Here is an 18,055-nt window from a genome sequence, read left to right on the forward strand (position 1 = left end):
GATTTCACTCCTTATCCTTATTATAAAGCTAATAAGGAGCGTCTGACTAATAGATAGCTGTGAACATATTCCTTATTCTTTTTCACTCGAACAATTGCATAATTTTGTTCAAACAATGTCGTTAAAATAGTACGTACTTTATAACGCCAGTCCTCCGCAAGCCTAGGACTTTCCACTTTCATCTTTTGTAAAAATTGAGGAATGGGTAATAAATAGGCGTCCTTATAATACGATTGCTCTTGCTGAAATTCACCATCAACATCGAGCACCGGTAAGCCATCTACCGTTAAAGACCACGGTACAATTTCGTCAGCTTCTTCTTCCAGTTCATCTAGGGAATCCTCCACTCGATCGCGTTCAATCCACCATTCAACAACGATTCGATCTGAAGGTAGCCCATCGTTAAAGTCATCCTCGAGCGGACCATAGTAATCATTTTCGTACTGAAAACTAAAGGCATTGAGCTTTAAAAATGATAAATTAGCCATACACGCTTCTAGCGGATCAAATAGCCAAATCACAAGCTGAAACCCATGTTCTTTTGCATATTCCTGTTGGGCATGCTTTAATAATTCACCTACACCTTGTTCACGATATGTTTCCTCCACGCCAATCATGTGTGAGTGTAAATACATTTTTCCATGTCGATAGCCAACAAAGCAGTAGTTAAAGCCAATCAGCTTTTCTTCTAAATATGCTCCAAGGATTAATCCACCATTTTGTACAGCTGCTAACAATTGATGTGAGGGAATAGCCTGACTCCCCCATATACTTTCGTTCAAAATTTGTACTTCTGCAATTTCAGTAGGTGCAATTATTTTTTGAATACGTACTTTCTCTAACATTATGCTGATCCCTCCTTTGAGTTCCCCGACTCCAATGCTAACAATACCGCTCTTGTAAGAATTTCAACTCCCGTCACAAGCCTCGCCTGCTTAAATTTCATCTTTGGATGATGTAGGCCTGGTGTCACCCCACAACCTAAGCCTAACATCGTAGATTTTAAATGCGGGCGTTGAACAGTATAGTGATGAAAATCTTCTCCTCCAGGTGTATGAACTGGCTTTCTTAAATTCGACAACCCAGTTGCTTGCACGATTGCCTGCTCCATAATATATTGAGCAGTTGGATCTACTTCAGCTGCTACTACATTTGCTACTGTACGTAATTCAATCTGCACTTTATGCAAGATCTTGGAAGAATCAATAACCCTTTTTATTCCCTGTGCAAGGGCATCCATTACATCATTTTGCTGAGCTCGTATATCGATGGTAAACGCTGCACTTCCAGGAATAATATTGCCGGATTCTCCTCCAGCATGGAATTTGGTCATCTTAATTGATACAGGAACCATTGGATCTGTATGAAGTGTTCTTAAATCTTCAATAATAGTTGCTCCTACTTCAATGGCATTCACGCCGAGATGCGGTCTTGCTGCGTGGGCATCTTCTCCAATGATTTCCCCCTCAAGCAATCGAGAGGCTCCATGATGCAATGCGGCACAATAAGTACCGTCTTCAAGCTCATGAACAGGTCTTACATGGACACCAAATAAAAAGTCTAAATCATCAATGATTCCTTCTTTTAAAACCGATAAAGCACCAGTTCCTTTTTCTTCAGCTGGTTGAAAAATCACACGAATTGTACCGTTGAATGAAGGAGCAAGCTCTTTCAAAAGTAATAGAGCACCAATTACCATCGTCATATGTCCGTCATGGCCACAGGAGTGGTTCGCACGAAATTCACCATCTACTTCCTGCCATAACGCATCAATGTCCGTACGCAAACCGACTTTAGGACTACCACTTCCTACGTCAACATAAAGTCCAGTACTGTTTTTAAAGCGTATTGGTGAAAAACCTTCACGCGTTAGTAAATCAACAATATAATTTGTTGTTTCTACCTCATGCCAGCTTATTTCTGGATTCGCGTGCAAATACGTGAAAATCTCCATTAATCTTGGCCTCAAACGACTTAAAGCTTCCTTCATAGCATCCAACTCCTTAAATTATCATACTATTAAGATTATTATAACGAAAATGAAATCTTTTCACACAAAAAACATATTCCCGCATTCAGAAAATTACCTACATGATACAGTTTATTACGTTCAGACTGTAGATAATTTATTATATCGAGTCATAAAGTACATTGATTAATCATCTTTTATCCACTTTTAATAATTAGAAGATGCTGATTTTCGCTAAAGGCTATAATAATATGCCTACATAAGTTAAATTTAAGGCTCATCATCGAAGATTAGGGATGATATTTGATTAATTATGCCTCGACATAATTGCGTCCGAAATCGGCTTTGTGCTTAGGCCTGCAGATGTTTTTTGTGCGAAAGCGCAGTGCTAACGTAGCGGCAGCGGCAAATGTTTTTTTCTGCGCGAAAGCGAAGCGGCAGCGGCAAAGTGCCAACCGGAACGGAAATCAACTACACGTTATGTGATGTGCAAAGTATCAACAAGATTTCTCTTCATACAAAAAAGATGCAAGTACAGTTATTTGAATAACTGTACTCACATCTTTTGATTAGTTAATACCTCGCATAGCTTTTGAAATGAATGGCGAAAGTACTAATATTATGATCCCGAAAACAATTGATAATGAGCCTAAGAAACCGAAGTATGTGAATTCACTTACCACTTCATAGACTTTTACAAGTTGTGCGTTGATTGCTTGCGCTGCTGCGCTTGTTAAAAACCAAAGTGACATCGTTTGTGCAGCAAAAGCCTTTGGAGCCAATTTTGTAGTAACTGACAACCCTACTGGCGATAATAATAACTCCCCAACTACAACTAAAAAGAATGATAATACTAACCACCATGGACTTACTAAATCTGTACCACCAGATAAATACGCTGGAAGCATCATCACTAAGAATGACAATCCTGAAAAGAATAATGCATAAGCGAATTTACGCGGTGTAGATGGTTGCTTATCTCCCCACTTCATCCATAAAACGGCAAACAAAGGAGCCATTGTAACGACGAATAAAGGGTTTAACGATTGGAACCAAGAAGATGGAATATGAAAACTACCAATATCCAATCGTGTACGGCTATCTGCATACGTTGCTAAAATAGTCGCCCCTTGTTCTTGGATTGCCCAAAACATTACAGCCGATAAAAACAAAGGAATATAAGCGAGTATGCGAGACTTCTCATCCTTAGTTGTTTTCTCACTGCGATACATATAAATAAAGTACACCGTTGGAATTACAATACCTAGTATCGTAATAATTAAACCAAAAACATTCACTGTTAGTACGCCAGTTTTGATACCAATTGCCCCAGCAATAATAATAAGTAGCGCTATAATCCCAAATCGTGTAAAGACTTTTTTTCGTTCTTCAGGCAGTAACGGGTTGTTTACCTGTAACCCTGCTAACCCTAAATATTTTTTTTCTGTTAATTTAAAAATAATTAAACCAGCCAGCATTCCGATCCCTGCTGCACCAAAGCCTAGGTGGAAATTATACTGTTGTCCAATTGTTCCGACAATTAATGGTGCAATGAATGATCCCATGTTAATGCTCATATAGAAAATTGAAAAACCTGCATCACGACGACTATCTGTATCAGCATACATATCTCCGACAATGCTTGAAACGTTCGGTTTTAATAAGCCTGTCCCAATGACAATAAAGAACATTGAAACAAATAACATGCTTACGCCACCAGGTAACGCTAGCAGGAAATGTCCAAACATAATGAACACGCCACCATAGAAAATGGTTCTACGTGTACCTAGTATTCGGTCAGCAATCCAACCACCGATAATCCCTGACATGTAAACCAGTGATCCGTAGATGGCCATAATGGAGTTTGCTAGTCCACGATCTAGACCTAAGCCGCCTTCATGCAATTCATAATACATAAAGAAAATCAGAATTGCTCGCATACCGTAGTATGAGAATCGTTCCCAAAATTCAGTGAAAAATAATGTAAAGAGCCCTTTAGGGTGTCCGACAAAGCCATTTTGAGGGACGGATTTTACAATTTCATCTTTAGTAGACATAAAAATATCCTCTCCCGATTTCATTATTCAATAATAATATTATTACCCAAAAGTAAGGATAAAAACTTTATTTCACCATACTAAAGTGTTTAAAAAACTTTTTCAAGAGTTTTAAAAAATGTTGAAATATTACACCTTTTCTCTAAATTCAGAATGATTTTTGTAGAATTATAGCAAACCTGTTGCTATTCCTAAGTTTTCTCACTTTTTGATATCTACTAAATTACAAACTACCACAAAATTATTCTAAAATACTTTATAGTCAGATTATTTATTTTATTAACAAATAAGCTAGCATTATCTATAATTTCATTCACAACGATATAAATTCGCTTTACGATTACAAAAAAGCACGCTAGAAACAAGGAGCGCTTCTAGCATGCTTTTAGAACAATGATGTGATTGCTTATTTAATGACATATTGTTGGAATTTTGCGTAATCCGCTTCTTTTACCTCTATTGTTAGAAGCGTACCATTTTCTTCATACGCTGTTTCATAGACAGAAGCATGTTCATTTAAATAAGAGACAATATTCCCCTGTTCATATGGAATAAGCATATTACATGTTACATAAGCAGAGAAAATATGCTGACGTACCATTTGCAATAATTCTTCTAACCCTATCCCTTGCTTCGCAGAAATCCAAATATTATCACCACTAATAACAGGATAAGGAACGTTTGCTATATCCGCTTTATTATACACATAAATTGTCGGAATCCCTTCAACGCCAACTGCCTTAAGCGTTTCATTTGTTACATCCATCATAAAGCCGTGCTCAGAATTGGAAACATCTACAACATGGAGCAGTAAGTCGGCGTCACGAGCCTCTTCCAATGTTGAGCGGAATGCCTTTACTAAATGATGCGGTAATTTACTAACGAAACCAACTGTATCTGTTAATAGGAATGTCTTTTTATCAGATAATTCTATTTGACGGACAGATGTTTCAAGTGTGGCAAAAAGCATGTCCTTCTCAAACACCTGTTTATGATCTTCTTGCCCTATTTTCGAAAGTAGCTGATTCATAATAGTTGACTTACCAGCATTCGTATAGCCGACAATGGAAACGACAGGGATCGCATTTTTACGTCGTTGTTTACGCTGCGTCTCTCGTTGCTCCTTTACATGCTCTAGCTCCTTCTTTATTTTCGAAATCTGATCCTCAATTTTCCGACGATCGAGCTCGAGCTTTGTCTCACCAGCACCACGGTTTTTAAAGCCACCCCCTGTGCCACCACCTTGACGGCTGAGAGATGCATGTAAGCCGACTAAACGAGGTAGCATATATTGCAATTGCGCTAACTCGACTTGCATCTGTGCTTCACGTGTTTTAGCACGACGTCCAAAAATATCTAAAATCAACATCGTTCTATCAATAACCTTCGTCTCTAAATCGCGTTCTAAATTACGGATTTGCGAAGGTGATAATTCATCATTAAAGATTACTAAATTTGCTTGTGCTTCATCATAAAAGTTTTTTATTTCTTCAATTTTTCCAGTACCAACATAATGAGATGGCGTAATGCGCTCTAAATTTTGTGTGACGATGCCGGCAACTTCAACATTCAACGCTTCAGCTAAATTTTTTAGCTCCTCCATTGAATAATCAAAATGCTCATCATTCCGTAGATTTACACCAACTATAACAGCTTTTTCCAACAATATATCTACTTCTTTAATTCTATCCATCCACAAACCTCCCACCAAACTTTGGTGCTACTACGACAAATTTTCTTCATCTTACCATATAATGTCCTAATTCGTGTCGTTTAACATATATATCGTAAAAAAGGCGCCTTTATGCAAAAGGCGCATTTCATTTTTACTTACGTTCTTCTTTTAGTAATACTTCCGTGCGATTGAATTCGTCTTCAATATCTTTATTCGGTCTATATGTCAAAACACTAACAATAATCGCAACGATTAAGCATACAAAGAAACCTGGAACAATCTCATATAATGTATCAGCTAAGAACTTTATTTTCCCCCAAACAAAGGCAGTTGCAGCACCAGCTACCATCCCACTTAGCGCTCCGTAATTCGTTAATTTTCTCCAATACAGCGACAGCAATATTACAGGACCGAACGCTGCACCGAAGCCAGCCCAAGCAAAGCCCACTAAGTCTAAAATAGAACTATCTGGATTCCATGCTAAAATCCCTGCGACGATAGCTACAACTAAAACAGCGACACGACCAACAAAGACATAATGCTTATCATCAGCCGTTTTATTAAATAAAGCTTTGTAAATGTCTTCAACAAGCGCTGACGAAGTAACAATTAATTGCGATGAAATGGTACTCATTACTGCGGCTAAAATGGCAGCTAGCATTATACCTGCAATAAATGGATGGAATAAAATTTGGCCAAGTACAATAAATACTGTCTCAGCGTCCTTTAATTCACCTGCATTTTGTTCATAATAAGCCACACCTACTAAAGCTGTTGCAATCGCTCCGAATAAACTTAACATCATCCAGCCAATTCCGATGCGACGAGCCTGCGTTGTTTCTTTTACTGAGCTTATCGCCATAAAGCGTACGATAATATGTGGTTGTCCAAAATAACCAAGTCCCCATGCAAGTGATGAAATAATTACTGCAGCAGTTGCATTTGAAGATAATAAGTTCAGATGATCAGGATTTACAGCTTTTATAGATGCTATCGTGTCTCCAATTCCACCTGTTAAAAACAATCCAAATAACGGTACAGAAATAAGTGCTATAAACATAATGAGACCCTGTAAAAAGTCTGTATAACTAACCGCTAAAAACCCTCCAAATAATGTGTATGCTACAACTACAGCAGATACAATTAATAAGCCAGTATGGTATTCATAGCCAAATGAGCTATCAAAAAACTTACCCCCTGCAACCATTCCTGAAGAAACATAAAATGTAAAGAAGATTAAAATAATGATACCTGACGCAATTCTTATTAGCTTAGTGTTGTCACGTAAACGATTATCTAAATAACTCGGAATAGTAATTGAGTCATTAGCAACTTGTGTATATACACGTAGCCTCGGTGCTACCAATAGCCAATTCAAATAGGCGCCAATTGTTAAGCCGATGGCAATCCAAGCCTTGGAAAGTCCGGCTAAATAGATCGCGCCTGGTAAACCCATTAATAGCCAACCAGACATATCTGCTGCACCTGCGCTCAGCGCCGTAACAGCAGGGCCTAACGAACGCCCCCCAAGCATATAATCCGTTAAATTTGATGTTTTCCTAAATGCATACCAACCGATTCCTAGCATGGCGATCATATAAATAATAATCGCAAGTAATTGATACATGTTTTCAGACATACTTTTCCCCCTTATTTCCCCTTTAGTCTTTTTATTAAAAATTCCCTATATTTAAAATACCACAAATATACAAGATAACCTATAATTATTCAAAGAGCAACTTCTAAAATTTATAATAGCAAAGCAATTCATAAAATGTGTTAAACTAGTGCCATCTATAACACGATAAAGAAGGCGAAATGTATGACATTTGAAGAAATGAAAACTCAGCTTATGGAGCGGATTATACAGCAGCAACTCGTTACTGCTACGATCAGTCAACCTCGTATGAAATCAAACGAAGTAAAACGTATAAAGCTAAAACCTTTATTACTGAAGGAAACTTACCATATACAAGTTGAATATCAATTTGAACGTATTTTAAAACACGAAAATGTTCTATTAGAAAATTTTCCTGAGAAACTAGAAGCATTTTTTAACGATTACCGTCAAGCGCATATTGATTTTATTGATGAAAATATACAAGTACAGCTATCAAAAAAGAACAAAGTACTATGGAAATCTGATAAATCCTCAACGCCAAAGCAAGTTAATTTAGCGCATAATCGTAAGAAAAACTATTTACTGGCAGAGGATAAGCCATACCCGTTTTTAATTCGTCTCGGGGTGCAAACAGAAGAAGGAAAAATAAAGAAACAAAAATACGATAAGTTTAAACAAATCAACCGCTTCATCGAATTTATTGATGATGCATTAACCTATTTGCCAAAGGATCGTCAGGTTCGTATTTTAGATTTTGGTTCAGGCAAATCCTATTTAACATTCGCCCTATACCATTACTTAAAAATCGAAAAGGGCTTAGACATTCGTGTCACTGGTTTGGATTTAAAGAAGGAAGTTATTGAAGAATGCTCACGAATTGCACAGGATTTAGGCTATGAGCAGCTTGAATTTCTAGTAGGAGATATTAATGATTATAATGAGGAGTCTGCTGTGGACATGGTGGTGACTCTACACGCTTGTGATGTTGCCACTGATATGGCATTAGCCCGTGCTGTGAAATGGGGAGCAAGCGTAATTTTAAGTGTCCCTTGCTGCCAGCATGAGCTAAATCGTCAGCTTAACACACCAGCACTGGATATCATGCTTCAACACGGTCTCGTACGCGAACGTTTTGCAGCGCTCGCAACAGACGCAGTCCGAGCAGAAATCTTATCACTCGTTGGCTATGAGGCACAATTGCTAGAGTTCATAGATATGGAAAATACACCGAAAAACATTTTAATACGAGCCTATCATACAGGTAAAAAGCCAAGCTCTGAACAGCGGGCTAGCTATGATGCGTTTTTGAAGCTGCTAAATGCCAAGCCGTTTTTAGCGAATGAATTACAAGCTTACCTATAAAATGCCGCGTTATTTGTGAGTGAAGCGCGAGTATTTCTGAATTCACTTAAGCAAATGAAAAGGGCGGTCCAATAACTTTTGGACCGCCCTGTCTATTATAGTTCTTGTCGTAATGCTTGAATAACGTCAATTTTCGTGGCCTTACGTGCTGGACGATAGCCTGATACCATCGCTACACCAATACTAATCGCTGATGCAATAAGAACGAGCTGCCAAGGAATAAGTGAAAATGTAATGTCATTTTTACTAAATGCATCTTCCCCTGTTGCTGCTTCTAGAATTAAAGGTAATGCAGCATTTGCTACAAAGCTAATAACATATGAAATAGCTACAGCTACCAAAGTCCCAATAATACCGATGAACGTACTTTCCATTAAGAACAATCGTTGAATAAGCTTTGGACTTGCTCCGATCGCCTTTAAAACACCGATTTCACGAGTACGCTCTGTAACCGCCATAGTCATTGTATTAAAAATACCAATCGAGGCAATCAATACAGCAATTGTTCCTACAAATATTAAACCGATTTTTAAAACTAGGAAAAATACATTCATTTGATCCAATTGCTCAGTAATTGAATAAACGCTATAACCTTTGTCTTTTAGTTTGTCTAATATCGGCTTTACATTTTCCATGCTGTCAGCAAAAATATTAAACTCCGAATAAAACATGTCATCCTCTTTAACATTACCTGTTGCTGCTAACTTTGTAGCTAGCATCGGCTTTTGCTCTGTATCCATATAAACTGAGTTGTTGACCATCCAGTCATATGAAGGCTTCTTCATAACACCGACAATCGTATATTTCATTTTCTCTGTCTCTTTTGCCCCATCAGTATGTGGCGTTAATAATAATTCGATCTCTTTACCAATTAATGAGTCCTTATAACCTTCCTCACTACCATTATAAAACGTGCCTTCTAATTCAGCTTTTTTACTCTTTTCTTCAATAATTTTGCGCTCAGCATCATTGACTAATGTTTGAGCAAAATGGTAGCCTACAACGATTTCGTTTGGCTTTGTTGGATACTTTCCTTCTGCAAGCTTGCCATTTACTTGCTCAAAATCATGCATATTTGCAACGTATAAATCAGATTGTGTATCACGACCCTCAAAAAATGAATGTGCGGATGCATTGACAGTAATCGTTTCGAGTACTGTTTTCACATGATCTATACTTTTTATTTCATTAATTTGTTCCTTTGTAATTTGATCATTCCCATGCACTTGAATTTTCGTCACTTTTTCATCCGATAATATTTCATTACGTAAGGAATCCTGCAGCCCAAACCCAACTGATGCGAGGACAATCAAAAATGCACAGCCCATTGTTGCCGCTAGCACGGTCATAAACACACGTAATTTATTTTTCTTTATATGCTGTTTAACAAAATCTAATTGATCTTTAAATAACATATTATGCTTCCTCCTTTACAAGTTCCCCATCGTACATGCGGAAACGTCGATGTGCTATCGTCGCTACTTCCTCGTCGTGAGTAATGATGACAAATGTTAAGCCAAGCTCACGGTTTAGACTTTGAATGAGCAGCAATATATCTTGCTCTGTTTCCGAATCAAGGCTTCCTGTCGGCTCATCCGCCAACAAAATAGGAGGATTTGTAATTAAGGCTCTTGCAATACTTACACGCTGTTGCTGACCACCGGATAATTCATTTGGGTAATGGTCTGCCACCTCTGTTAACCCAACCTTGTCCATTAATTTTTTTACCTTTTCTATACGCATAGCTCCCTTGATACCCTGTAACTTCAAAGGTAGCTCAATGTTTTCAAATGCCGTTAAGCCTGGCATCAGTTGAAAGTTTTGAAAGATAAATCCGAACTGTTGCAAGCGAAAAGCAGCACTTTCTGCTTCAGTGAGATGAGCTGTTTCCATTCCGTTTACCTTAATAGATCCTTGTTCAGATTTCATATATCCAGCTAATATTTGTAATAAGGTTGATTTCCCAGAGCCACTTTTCCCAACGATTGCGACAATCTCTCCTTTTTTTACCTCAAAATTGACACCCTTTAATACCGGAACCTGTTTTTCCTTACCTTTCTTTCCAATTAAAAATGTATGTTGTAAGTTCTCGACTTGAATCATTTTTAAATATACTCCCCTTTCACCTTCTTCTGACTCATAACGTAGGGTTGATTTACGTTCCTGCTGGTTGCTTCCCTACAAAAGTCATCCTAAATTTTAGGTTATGAGCCTTTACTTCTCCATTGTAGAATATAATTCTTAATAAAGTTGAAGGATAAAAATGAAGATATTCTTAAGAAAATGGAAAACGACAAGCAAAACATTTTCTTTACATTCGCTTTACAATTCATTCGGAAATTTTTCAAAACTTTATGTCCAAATAGTATCTTTTTGTATTAAACAGAGGGAAATTTCTTTATAAAACCTATCTTTAAGGCATTTTTCTGTATTAATAAAAACAAATACAGCAATACCTTTATTATTTTGTGAACAAATTGTATATTACAAAATTGTAAAGTTTTCTGTAGAATTGAAGAATTTTATGTAGATAATTTAAAGATTTTGTTATGATAGTAAAGTTTAGAGGCCAATTTATTTATATCCAGGAGGATTCGATTTACATGCTTAACTCAAAAAAACAAGACCCTTTCTTTATAGCTTTGCATAAAATTGCTGAGAATATGAGAGAGGCCGTACATTACGCAAATGATTTTCGTATTAACAGTGTGGCTGACCTAAAAGAGATTAGCATTACTATGAAAAATTACGAAACAGCTGGTGATAAGCTCATTCATGAACTAATCGTGATGCTAAATAAATCATTTATGACACCTATCGAACGCGAAGACATTCTAGAATTCGCCATTCGTATGGACGACGTATTAGATGGTACGGAGCATTGTATCGCTCATTTTGAGATGTTCTCTCTAACTGAGGTTGATGAATCAATGCGTACTTTCTTAGGCTATATTTCAAAAAGTGCTGATGAAATTGTAAAAGCAACAGAAGAGTTAAAGAAAAAGAATCTTATTGGCATGCGCCCACACGCAATTCTTATTAAGGACTATGAACGTGAATGTGATGAGGTGCAACGTTCGTCTATTAAACAACTATTTTTAAATGAAAAAGATCCAATTCGACTTATTAAATATAAAGATATATATGAACAACTTGAAGACATCGCTGATCATTGCCAAAACGTTGCAAATACTATGGAAACAATTATCATGCGTAACGCGTAATTAGGAGAGGGCACTTACAATGAACACAATCATTATACTAACTGTACTGGTCGTTATCTTTGCCCTAACATTTGACTTTATCAATGGCTTCCATGATACAGCAAATGCTATCGCAACCTCAGTTTCCACTAGAGCATTGAAACCTCGTGTAGCTATCATGATGGCTGCGACGATGAACTTTATCGGAGCTATTACCTTTGTCGGTGTTGCAAAGGCTTTAACAAAAGACATTGTAGATCCTTTCTCTTTAAATGCATTTGAGGGAGACACGACCGGCTCAATCGTTATTTTAGCAGCACTAATCTCTGCTATTATCTGGAACTTACTAACATGGTATTTCGGTATTCCATCGAGTTCTTCACATACTCTAATTGGGTCCATTGCTGGTGCAGCAGTTGCTTCTGCTGGCTTCAGCGTTCTAAACTATGGCGGTTTTACTAAAATCATTATGGCCTTAGTGCTATCACCAATTCTTGCGATTTGCGCCGGCTTTATTATGATGACACTGTTTAAATTATGGTTTAAAAACTTAAATTTATATCGTACGAATAAAGGTTTCCGTACAATGCAAATTTTCACTGCCGCAATTCAATCTTTTACACATGGTACTAACGATGCACAAAAGGCAATGGGGATTATGACGATGGCGTTAATCGCTGGGGGTTTGCATTCAGGAGATGAAATTCCGTTCTGGATACGAGCTGCAGCGGCAACTGCAATGGGGCTTGGTACTTCTATCGGCGGCTATAAAATTATTAAAACGGTCGGCGGTAAAATTATGAAAATCCGTCCTGTAAACGGAGTTGCAGCAGATTTAGCATCTGCATCAGTAATCTTCGGTGCTACATTAATTCACCTACCAGTATCTACAACACATGTTATTTCTTCCTCTATCATGGGTGTTGGCTCTGCACAACGTGTACGTGGTGTGAACTGGGGGATGGCGCGTAAAATCGTCACTACTTGGGTTATTACAATGCCAATTTCTGCAGTTATGGCAGCTATTATTTACTTATTGTTATCGTTATTCCTTTAACTTCTTCATCCCACCTCGATAGATGGTGGGATGAATGCGGATTTAAGTTACTTATCAGTGGTGTCCAAACATCTGTACCTGTCGCTACACTTTCGGTACAAAAGACATCCGCTGAAACAGAAGAACTCAGTCATCGCCACGTCCTGTGGCGACGACTGAGTGACCAACATCACGTTGGCCCAAATCCTACGGCGGATGTCACGGAATTACGCCAAGGTATAATTGAATTTGATCGCATACTAAGACTCCTGTTCCTTGTTGGACAGGAGTCTTTACATTGTCACACGACAAAATGTGACACATCCTTTACACTATTCTAAAAGGAGGATAGTACCTACAATGAAAACTTTTTCAGCTTTTATAACAGCCCACGCTAAAGCTATTGTAGCCTTATGGTTCGTCATTTTTATTACCATGGCTATGTTTGCCATACAGCTTCCAAATAAGCTTCATGGAGATGGTTTTTTTGTTAAAGGCGATCATACTTACGTAACAAATGAGCTTGCAAAAACATTTGATTTGCCTTCCGATACAATTTTGGTCGTCTTCAATCCAGCTGACGATAAGAAAATTCAAGATACATTAAAAAAATTAGAGAACGTTAAGGAGATTCATTCCATCCAGTCACCACTTGATGATGCTTCTTTACAAAAGAATGGTATAGCTTATGCCATGGTTCATATGAAAAATAATGTGGATCATCTACCTGATGTTGTGAAAGACATCCGTTCCTTAATAGAGGATGACGGTGTGAGCATTACAGGCGGGCCTGTTATTTCAGCAGACATCAATACAGCAAGTCAAAAGGATTTAGCATCAGCGGAAGCTATAGGCTTACCAATCGCTATCATAGTGCTATTACTTGCTTTCGGTACTGTCGCAGCCTCAATCTTACCTATCATTATCGGCATTGTCACTGTTGTAACTGCGTTTGGAATTTTGACTTTGTTTAGTGGTCATATCAATTTATCAATTTTTGTGTTAAATATAGTACCAATGCTTGGACTTGCATTAAGCATAGATTTTGCCTTGTTGTTTATTAATCGATATCGCGAAGAACGTGCCCATACATCCATTGTACAGGCTATTCAAACAGCGATAGAGACAGCTGGCCGTTCTATCATTTTTTCTGCTGTTTGTGTCATGATCGGCTTAGGTGCCATGATTGTCATTGACGTCGAAATTTTTCACAATATCGCTTTAGGAGGCACAATCGTTGTATTTCTTGCAGTACTTTCTGGCTTAACCTTGCTCCCTGCTACAATGATGCTAATAGGAGATAACCTAAATAAATGGCGCTTATTACGTGTAAAGCCTGGTGGAGCGAATCGTTGGCATGGCTTTGCTGGCTTTGTCATGAAACATCCAGTAACTATCGTAATTGTGGCATTATTATTACTAGGTATTGGTATGATTCCGTTGAAGGATATTAAACTTACAATTCCCCAGGTGGATTCATTACCAACAAAATATGATGCACGTGCAGCTTATGATCAGTTAGATAAAACGTTCGGACTTGGCGATACCTCAACTTTATATTTGCTAGCAGAACGTAAGGAAGGCTGGGAAGACTTTGAGGCAAGAGAGCTTATTTTCAATATTCAAGAACAATTACTTGATGACCCTTTAGTGAGTCATGTATCAACCATTTATACGACAGCAAACATTAAGTCCCCTGAGGAACTGACGGCCTCTTTGACAATTCCTCAAGCAGCAGAACAATTAAAACCAATACTAAATACATTTTCTAAAGATAAGCAACTCTTTATCCCCATTACATTGGATGCAGCAGGTTCATCAACTACCGCCCAACAATTCGCTCGAACATGGCAAGATAAAGATTTAGGTGTCGATTTTGCTCTTGGAGGTCATGCGAAATTCAATCAAGAAATTTTCGATGAAATCTCTAGTAAAATTTTCTTGGCTGTATCCATTATTATCGTTTCAACGTTCTTTATTTTAATGCTCGCTTTCCGCTCTATTTTAATCCCACTGAAAGCGATTATTATGAATATTATTGGACTTTCTTCAGCCTTCGGTATTCTCGTCTACATTTTCCAATATGGACATTTGGGGATTGAAGCCGGTACGATTGTCCTTATTATTCCGGTAATTGTATTTTGTCTTGTATTCGGCTTAAGTATGGATTATGAAGTCTTTTTAATATCACGTATTCAAGAGGCATATCTAAAAGGGGCAGATAATACACGTGCTACGATTGACGGTCTAACCTCTACAAGTCGTATCATTACGTCAGCAGCGCTTATTATGATTGTGATAACAGGGGCGTTCGCATTTACAGATGTAATGCCTGTGAAGCAAATTGGGGTTGGTATAGCTATTGCCGTCGCTATCGATGCAACTATTATTCGTCTCATGTTCGTTCCAAGTCTTATGAAGCTCTTTGGGGACTGGAATTGGTGGCTACCCTTCGCGAAGAAGCAAAAATAAAAAAAATCCGCAACCTTCCGTGAGCTCTCCCTCACTCAAAGGTTGCGGATTTTTTATTTTGAATAAATACGGTCGTACCATTCTTTTGCGGCTTCTACCTCAGGCATCGTTAGCTGATGACCATAATTAAACCATACAGTTGTCACATCTGCCCCAGCCGACGATAAAAGTGCCTCTAAATCCTCAGATTCCTGAGCCGTACACATTGGATCATTCGTTCCAGCACCGATAAAGACAGGGATTGAAGAAAGTGTAGGCAACTCAATATCACGTCTAGGCACCATTGGATGATGCAGTATTGCACCTGCCAGAGCATCCTCATAATGGAATAATAGGCTAGCAGCAATATTGGCGCCATTAGAGTAGCCGATAGCAACCACTCGATTACGGTCAAATCCATACTGCTGTGCTGCTTCTAATAAAAAGTCATTTAATTCCTTCGTACGGAAAATTAAATCCTCTCTATCAAAAACACCTTCCGCTAAACGACGGAAAAAGCGTGGCATACCATTTTCAAGGACATTTCCACGGACACTTAAAATGCTTGCTGTATCATCAATTTCCTTTGCAAGGCCTATTAAGCTTTGTTCATTTCCACCTGTACCATGTAACAGTAGTAAAATCGGTTTTGTTTCATCTGTTCCTTTATGAAAAACGTGCTGCATTTACAGTCCACCTCTCGATTATCTTGAATTCGAGATAATTGTAGCCTGTGGCAAAATTAAATTCAAGCTCTTTGACTTATTAATTTCTCGATTTTCACGGTTTGGCTGTTCCTCATGGTCTTTATAAAATTTCGTAATCGTAAATACAGAAAATAAACAAACAGCTATAACAACAACAATAACTATTCCCACTATTTTTTTCCCATTCATTCGTTCTTATCCCCCGAATTACTTATTTCTTTTTACGAAAACCTTCTTCTAGTAAATATTCTTTCACAGCTTCTTGTGTACCAAAGGCTTCCTCTAAATTTTCACCATGATAAACATTCCAAGAACGTTGTTCAAAGGCTATCTTTAATTGAATACCTTCACGATTTTGCCAAATCTCTTCAATCGGCTCTTGATCTTCCTCTTCTTCCGATAAATATTGAATGGCATCTTCAATAATTTCACGAAGTTGTTGTTCATCGTAGTCACGAATATTGACTAGACCTTTATCGCTTGCTTCTTTCTCGTAGCGCAATAGATCACCAACAAAGACGAAGCCGTTGCCATTTGGATGCAGCTTTTCCACAACAATAGTCTTTTCGTAAAGGCTATCCATAAAGTGATAATTTAAGCGTTTTAATGAAATTTCCTTCTTCGTAAGTTCCGGAAATGAGTCGATGATTGCTTGCTTTTGTTCAAATGTTAGCATATAAAAATGCTCCTTTTCTATTTAATATCTCTTTTAGTATAACTTATTCTTCCTGTTATATTGAAGTAAAATAGGCAGTACTAAAAATGTCCATAAGGTGTGGGTTGATTTCCGTTCCGATTGGGCGCTTTCCTGGGGGCGTCCGATGAGCCGCTTCGCTTCGCTGCAGGGTCTCGGGCCAACACGATGTTGGTCACGAAGGCGTTATCACAGGATGTGATGCTTTTAGCCTTCGTTCCTCTATTGCTAATCCCCGAGGAGTCGCCCAATCTCCACTCCAATCAACTTATTCGCATAGCATAGGTTTTTAACAAAATGCCATCCCTAAATTACGATGAGAGACCCAAATTAGAAAATCACATCACTATATCGTAGAAGGCGTTATCACAGGGCATGACGCTTTTAGCCTTCTTTCCTCTATTGCTAATCCCAAAGGAGTCACCCAGTAGGAACAAAGATCAACTTATATACGGCATACTCTTTAACAAAATTGATGATTAGACAAGAAGTCAAAGCCTAACCATTCTACTATAAAGGTAAAAATCCACTTAGACTCCTGCGGATAGAGCAAGAGCGCACCGATGCGACTCATACCTTATCCACGGAAAGCGAAGCGGATTTTACCTTTTACAATTATGTTTGAATTTTATGGAAGAATTTATCTATCCTTCACAATTCATAACATTTTATCTTTTACAAACTGAATAACATGGGCAACGTATAGTTCACGGTAAGGGACAAATTGTGCTGTACTTACTGGGCGTACAATTTTCACTCGTTGACCATCAGGGAAATATTCATAGCCTTCTATATTCAGAGTAGCTGTTTCTCCTAAAAAGAATGCTTCTGCCTCATCGAGCTTTGCTCTTACGACTCCTGACACTTCCTCATACTGCAGTTCAAATGATTCCCAATCATGTTTGAATGGATATATATAAACATGACAAAATTCATTGTCTATCATGTTTTCCGAAACGATGCTACAAGATGTCATGCCCATTTTAACAACTTCATGTACGTCGACATCGAGTCCTAGCTCTTCCTTCACTTCACGAACTCCTGATTCTACTGTCTCTTCAGCTAATAGATGCCCTGCCGCTGTAATATCAAGCAAGCCCGGGTAGTCCTTTTTTTGTGAACTACGGATTTGGAAATAAATATAGTCCTCATTGACAAGCCAACAGTGGAATGTTTCATGCCATAGTCCTTTTTCATGTACCTCAGCTCTCGTTGCTATCCCAATCTGTTCATGTTGCTCATTAAAAACTTTCACAATTTCTTGTTCCATTTTTTCCGAC

At 38.0% G+C, this 18,055-nt stretch carries 15 protein-coding genes; 4 read left to right on the forward strand and 11 right to left on the reverse strand.

Going from position 1 to position 18,055, the window contains the following annotated elements; translation table 11 throughout:
* Window positions 1-20: 20 nt before the first annotated feature.
* From ACIQZA_RS09495 to putP, 5 genes are all read right to left on the reverse strand, one after another.
* Window positions 21-845, reverse strand: coding sequence for a GNAT family N-acetyltransferase (locus ACIQZA_RS09495; protein WP_142508551.1), 825 nt, complete (start codon window positions 843-845; stop codon window positions 21-23).
* Window positions 845-1,990: a M20 peptidase aminoacylase family protein gene (locus ACIQZA_RS09500; RefSeq protein WP_402881416.1), complete on the reverse strand. Its 1,146-nt coding sequence runs from the start codon at window positions 1,988-1,990 to the stop codon at window positions 845-847. The genes ACIQZA_RS09495 and ACIQZA_RS09500 overlap by 1 nt, the downstream gene beginning before the upstream one ends.
* A 548-nt stretch (window positions 1,991-2,538) precedes the next feature.
* A complete protein-coding gene (locus tag ACIQZA_RS09505) occupies window positions 2,539-4,026 on the reverse strand; it encodes a peptide MFS transporter (protein ID WP_400941505.1) in 1,488 nt (495 codons plus the stop codon).
* A 406-nt stretch (window positions 4,027-4,432) separates the two neighbouring features.
* Window positions 4,433-5,719, reverse strand: a complete 1,287-nt coding sequence (gene hflX / locus ACIQZA_RS09510) for a GTPase HflX (RefSeq protein WP_402881414.1) — start codon at window positions 5,717-5,719, stop codon at window positions 4,433-4,435.
* Window positions 5,720-5,852: 133 nt separating this feature from the next.
* The gene (gene putP / locus ACIQZA_RS09515) at window positions 5,853-7,340 is read right to left on the reverse strand and encodes a sodium/proline symporter PutP (RefSeq protein ID WP_402881412.1); all 1,488 of its coding nucleotides are present in this window, start codon (window positions 7,338-7,340) and stop codon (window positions 5,853-5,855) included.
* Between the two features lie 183 nt (window positions 7,341-7,523).
* Here putP and ACIQZA_RS09520 point away from each other — a divergent pair, with 183 nt between their 5' ends.
* Window positions 7,524-8,684: a class I SAM-dependent methyltransferase gene (locus ACIQZA_RS09520; protein ID WP_400942056.1), complete on the forward strand. Its 1,161-nt coding sequence runs from the start codon at window positions 7,524-7,526 to the stop codon at window positions 8,682-8,684.
* A gap of 95 nt (window positions 8,685-8,779) precedes the next feature.
* Here ACIQZA_RS09520 and ACIQZA_RS09525 read toward each other — a convergent pair whose 3' ends face one another.
* Complete coding sequence (locus ACIQZA_RS09525) at window positions 8,780-10,099, reverse strand: ABC transporter permease (protein ID WP_400939897.1); 1,320 nt, start codon at window positions 10,097-10,099, stop codon at window positions 8,780-8,782.
* Window position 10,100: 1 nt separating this feature from the next.
* Window positions 10,101-10,787 carry an ABC transporter ATP-binding protein gene (locus ACIQZA_RS09530; protein WP_142508558.1) on the reverse strand — a complete coding sequence of 229 codons (687 nt, stop codon included), beginning with the start codon at window positions 10,785-10,787 and terminating at the stop codon, window positions 10,101-10,103.
* A 500-nt stretch (window positions 10,788-11,287) separates the two neighbouring features.
* On the opposite strand from ACIQZA_RS09530, the gene ACIQZA_RS09535 reads away from it, so the two are divergent.
* The 3 genes from ACIQZA_RS09535 (at window position 11,288) to ACIQZA_RS09545 (ending at window position 15,395) form a co-directional block, all read left to right on the forward strand.
* Window positions 11,288-11,908, forward strand: coding sequence for a DUF47 domain-containing protein (locus ACIQZA_RS09535; RefSeq protein ID WP_079562474.1), 621 nt, complete (start codon window positions 11,288-11,290; stop codon window positions 11,906-11,908).
* Window positions 11,909-11,927: 19 nt separating this feature from the next.
* Window positions 11,928-12,944, forward strand: a complete 1,017-nt coding sequence (locus tag ACIQZA_RS09540) for an inorganic phosphate transporter (RefSeq protein WP_402881408.1) — start codon at window positions 11,928-11,930, stop codon at window positions 12,942-12,944.
* A 339-nt stretch (window positions 12,945-13,283) separates the two neighbouring features.
* Entirely contained in the window at window positions 13,284-15,395 is a 2,112-nt protein-coding gene (locus ACIQZA_RS09545) for an MMPL family transporter (protein WP_402881405.1), read from the forward strand.
* A 53-nt stretch (window positions 15,396-15,448) separates the two neighbouring features.
* Here the strand turns inward: ACIQZA_RS09545 and ACIQZA_RS09550 are convergent, their stop codons facing one another.
* The 4 genes from ACIQZA_RS09550 to ACIQZA_RS09565 all read right to left on the reverse strand — a co-directional run bounded on the left by ACIQZA_RS09550 (window position 15,449) and on the right by ACIQZA_RS09565 (window position 18,045).
* A complete protein-coding gene (locus ACIQZA_RS09550; RefSeq protein ID WP_400939908.1) occupies window positions 15,449-16,060 on the reverse strand; it encodes an alpha/beta hydrolase in 612 nt (203 codons plus the stop codon).
* 18 nt (window positions 16,061-16,078) lie between these two features.
* Window positions 16,079-16,252, reverse strand: a complete 174-nt coding sequence (locus tag ACIQZA_RS09555; protein ID WP_400939911.1) for a hypothetical protein — start codon at window positions 16,250-16,252, stop codon at window positions 16,079-16,081.
* Between the two features lie 40 nt (window positions 16,253-16,292).
* A complete protein-coding gene (locus tag ACIQZA_RS09560) occupies window positions 16,293-16,757 on the reverse strand; it encodes a hypothetical protein (protein ID WP_400939914.1) in 465 nt (154 codons plus the stop codon).
* Between the two features lie 676 nt (window positions 16,758-17,433).
* Entirely contained in the window at window positions 17,434-18,045 is a 612-nt protein-coding gene (locus tag ACIQZA_RS09565; RefSeq protein WP_142508564.1) for an NUDIX hydrolase, read from the reverse strand.
* Between the last annotated feature and the right edge of the window lie 10 nt (window positions 18,046-18,055).

Source organism: Lysinibacillus sp. NPDC096382 (assembly GCF_044762845.1).
Lineage (GTDB): Bacteria > Bacillota > Bacilli > Bacillales_A > Planococcaceae > Lysinibacillus.

Coding starts and splice junctions, on each gene's coding strand:
- ACIQZA_RS09500 (WP_402881416.1), bottom strand. CDS start 1,990: ATGAAGGAAGCTTTAAGTCGTTTGAGGCCAAGATTAATGGAGATTTTC.
- hflX (WP_402881414.1), bottom strand. CDS start 5,719: ATGGATAGAATTAAAGAAGTAGATATATTGTTGGAAAAAGCTGTTATA.
- ACIQZA_RS09565 (WP_142508564.1), bottom strand. CDS start 18,045: ATGGAACAAGAAATTGTGAAAGTTTTTAATGAGCAACATGAACAGATT.
- ACIQZA_RS09520 (WP_400942056.1), top strand. CDS start 7,524: ATGACATTTGAAGAAATGAAAACTCAGCTTATGGAGCGGATTATACAG.
- ACIQZA_RS09560 (WP_400939914.1), bottom strand. CDS start 16,757: ATGCTAACATTTGAACAAAAGCAAGCAATCATCGACTCATTTCCGGAA.
- putP (WP_402881412.1), bottom strand. CDS start 7,340: ATGTCTGAAAACATGTATCAATTACTTGCGATTATTATTTATATGATC.
- ACIQZA_RS09550 (WP_400939908.1), bottom strand. CDS start 16,060: ATGCAGCACGTTTTTCATAAAGGAACAGATGAAACAAAACCGATTTTA.
- ACIQZA_RS09545 (WP_402881405.1), top strand. CDS start 13,284: ATGAAAACTTTTTCAGCTTTTATAACAGCCCACGCTAAAGCTATTGTA.
- ACIQZA_RS09540 (WP_402881408.1), top strand. CDS start 11,928: ATGAACACAATCATTATACTAACTGTACTGGTCGTTATCTTTGCCCTA.
- ACIQZA_RS09530 (WP_142508558.1), bottom strand. CDS start 10,787: ATGATTCAAGTCGAGAACTTACAACATACATTTTTAATTGGAAAGAAA.
- ACIQZA_RS09505 (WP_400941505.1), bottom strand. CDS start 4,026: ATGTCTACTAAAGATGAAATTGTAAAATCCGTCCCTCAAAATGGCTTT.
- ACIQZA_RS09525 (WP_400939897.1), bottom strand. CDS start 10,099: ATGTTATTTAAAGATCAATTAGATTTTGTTAAACAGCATATAAAGAAA.
- ACIQZA_RS09495 (WP_142508551.1), bottom strand. CDS start 845: ATGTTAGAGAAAGTACGTATTCAAAAAATAATTGCACCTACTGAAATT.
- ACIQZA_RS09535 (WP_079562474.1), top strand. CDS start 11,288: ATGCTTAACTCAAAAAAACAAGACCCTTTCTTTATAGCTTTGCATAAA.